General features: G+C 75.7%; 2 protein-coding genes. Both read right to left on the bottom strand.

Annotation, left to right across the window (positions count from 1 at the left end; genetic code table 11):
* Positions 1-2,479, bottom strand: a 2,479-nt coding sequence (locus tag KME79_RS44200; RefSeq protein WP_219552643.1) for a non-ribosomal peptide synthetase, incomplete at its 3' end; no start/stop codon positions are given.
* A complete protein-coding gene (locus KME79_RS44195; RefSeq protein ID WP_219552641.1) occupies positions 2,476-2,889 on the bottom strand; it encodes a phosphopantetheine-binding protein in 414 nt (137 codons plus the stop codon). The genes KME79_RS44200 and KME79_RS44195, both read right to left, overlap by 4 nt.
* Between the last annotated feature and the right edge of the window lie 23 nt (positions 2,890-2,912).

The following is a 2,912-nucleotide window of genomic DNA, read 5'->3' as shown; positions in this document are numbered from 1 at the left end:
CTCCCGATCCCCGAGAAACCCCCACCCCACCCACCAGCAACTCACCCGGCACCCCCACCGGAACCGGACACAACCCCCCATCCACCACATACACCGACGTATTCGCCACCGGCGTGCCGATGGAGCCGCCGGCGTCGCCCGTGACCCGGTGCCCGGTGGACCACACGGTCGTCTCGGTCGGCCCGTACAGGTCCCACAGCTCGTCCGTCACCTTCAAGAGCCGGGCGGCGAGCCCGGCCGGCAGCGCCTCGCCCGTGGAGATGATCCGGGGGACGCGGGCGGCGAGCGCGGGCAGCAGGCCCTCCAGCATGGACGGGGTGGCCTGGACGGTGTGCACGTCCCCGACCAGCCGGTGCACCCGCTCGATCTCGGCGGAGGAGGCCACCACGACGGTCCCGCCGGTGACCAGCGGGCCGAAGATCTCGATCATCGCGATGTCGAACGACACCGACGTCAGGAACAGGTACCGCTCCCCCGCCGCCGGGCCGGGCGCCTCGCGGACGTGTCCCAGCAGGCTGACCAGGCCGCGGTGCGGCACCACGACGCCCTTGGCCCGGCCGGTCGAGCCGGAGGTGTAGATCAGGTAGGCGGCCTGGTCCGGGTGCGCGCCCGTACCGAACTCCTCCCCGTCCGCGGGGAGGTCTTCGAGCAGCAGGCGGCCGGGCCGGTCGGGGAGGCGGGCCTGGAGGGCGGCGGTGGTGACGGCGAGCGCGGCCCCCGAGTCGGCGAGGATCCCGGCGAGCCGCTCCGGCGGGTAGCCGGGGTCCAGGGGGACGTAGCAGCCGCCGGCCTTGAGCACCCCGAGCAGGGCGGCGACCAGGTCCGGGGTGCGGGGCAGGCACACGCCCACCCGGGTCTCGGGGCCGACGCCGAGCCGCCGCAGCCGCGCGGCCAGGCGGGCCGCCTTCGCCTCCAGCTCCGCGTACGTCAGGGCGCGGCCGTGCGCGTCGGCCACGGCGGGCGCGTCCGGGGTGCGGGCGGCCTGCTCGGCGACCAGCTCGTGCACGCCGCGTTCCGGGTACGGGAGAGCCGGGCCGTCGCCTGCCCGCAGGGTGCGCACCTGTTCGTCGGCGGGCATGAGCGGCAGCTCCGACAGGCGCAGGCCGGGATCGGCGACTGCGGCCGCGAGCAGGGTGCGCAGGTGGCCGGCCAGGCGGGCCATCCGGTCGTCGTCGAACAGGTCGGTGGGGTAGTCGAGCACGCACAGCAGCCGGCCGTCGGGGCGTTCCTCGACGATGAGGTCCAGGTCGAACATGGCGGTGCCGGGCCGCACGTCCAGCCGTTCCAGGCGCAGGCCGCGCGCGCCGCCGGGCAGCGGCGGGGTGTTCTGGTAGGCGAGCATCACCTGGAACAGCGGGTTCCTGGACAGGTCGCGGCCCGCCGACAGCTCCTCCACCAGGGTCTCGAACGGCAGCGCCGCGTGCTCGAACGCGCCCAGCGCCCGCTCCCGGGTGCGCTCCACCAGCTCGGTGAAGCTCGGGTCGCCGGACAGGTCGCCGCGCAGCACCACGGTGTTGAGGAACAGGCCGACGGTGTCGTCGAGCGACGGGTCGGGGCGGGCCGAGACGGGCGTGCCGATCGGGATATCGGTCTGGCCGGTGTAGCGGGCCAGCAGCGTCTGCACGGCGGCGGCCAGCACCATGAACGGGGTGGCCCGGTGTCCGGCCGCCAGCGCGCGCACCCCGTCGGCGGTCGGCCGGTCCAGGTCGAACGGCAGCCTGCGGCCCGCGTTGTGGCGGACGGGCGGGCGGGGACGGTCGGCGGGCAGGTCGAGCACGTCGGGCAGCCCGGCGAGGGTCACGCGCCAGTGGGCGAGGTCGCCGTCCCCGCCGGCGGGGCGCCACCGCTGCCAGGTGGCGTAGGCGGCGTAGCCGGTCGGCGCCGCAGGGAGCGGGTCGCCGGCGTGCAGAGCCAGCAGGTCGCGCAGCAGGATCGCCACGGACCAGCGGTCGGCCAGGATGTGGTGCAGGGTCAGGATCAGGCGGTGCTCCCGCTCGGCGACCCGCAGCAGGCGGGCCCTGGTGAGCGGGCCGGTGTCCAGGGCGAACCGGTGCCCGGCCTCGCCGAGGGCCGCCGCGTCCGCCTCGGCGGGGGTGACGTGTTCGACGGTGAGCGCGGGCCTGACGGGGCCGGGCGCCTGCCAGAGCTCGCCGTCCTTGAGCGTGACCACGTACCCGAGTACGGGGTGGCGGTCCACGAGCGCGTCGAACGCCGCCGCCAGCGCGGCGGCGTCCAGCGGGCCGTCGATCCGGTACGCCCAGGACAGGGTGTAGGCGGGGTTGCCGGGGTCGAGCTGGTCGACGACCCAGAGCCGGCGCTGCGCCTCGGTCAGCGGCGCGCCCAGCCGGGGGTCGGCGTGCGGGATCGCCGGAGTGGGCGGGCTCGGCCGGCGGCGGCCGAGGAGGCGGGCCTCGAGTGCGGCCCGCTGGTCCGGGCTGAGCGCGGCCAGGCGCTCGCGGATCCCTTCGGCGTCGCTCACCGCTCCTCCTCAAGAAGCTCCAGATCGGTCCCGAGCGCGTGCTCGAGTACGGCCAGCGCCTGCTCCTCGACGGTGGTGGCGTCGAAGCAGCGGCGCAGCGGCAGTTCCACGCCCAGTTCGTCGGAGATCCGGGCGATGAGGCGGACCACGAGCAGGGAGTGGCCGCCCAGCTCGAAGAAGTCGTCGCGCGCTCCGACGCGGTCCCGTCCGAGCAGGTCGGACCAGATGGCGGCCAGCGTCTCCTCCGCGGGGGTGCGCGGGGGCACGAAGGCGGGGGCGGTGCCGGGGTGCGGCGGTGGGAGCGCGTTGCGGTCGAGCTTGCCGCTGGGCAGCACCGGGAAACCGTCCACCGTCACGAACGCCGCCGGGATCATCGCCTCCGGCAACCGCGCCCGCAAGAACCCCCTCAACGAACCAGAATCAACCCCCGAAC

The organism is Nonomuraea harbinensis, from assembly GCF_019396385.1.
GTDB lineage: Bacteria > Actinomycetota > Actinomycetes > Streptosporangiales > Streptosporangiaceae > Nonomuraea > Nonomuraea ferruginea.
Note: the sequence above shows the minus strand (reverse complement) of the source record. Positions and strands in the feature narration are given on the sequence as shown.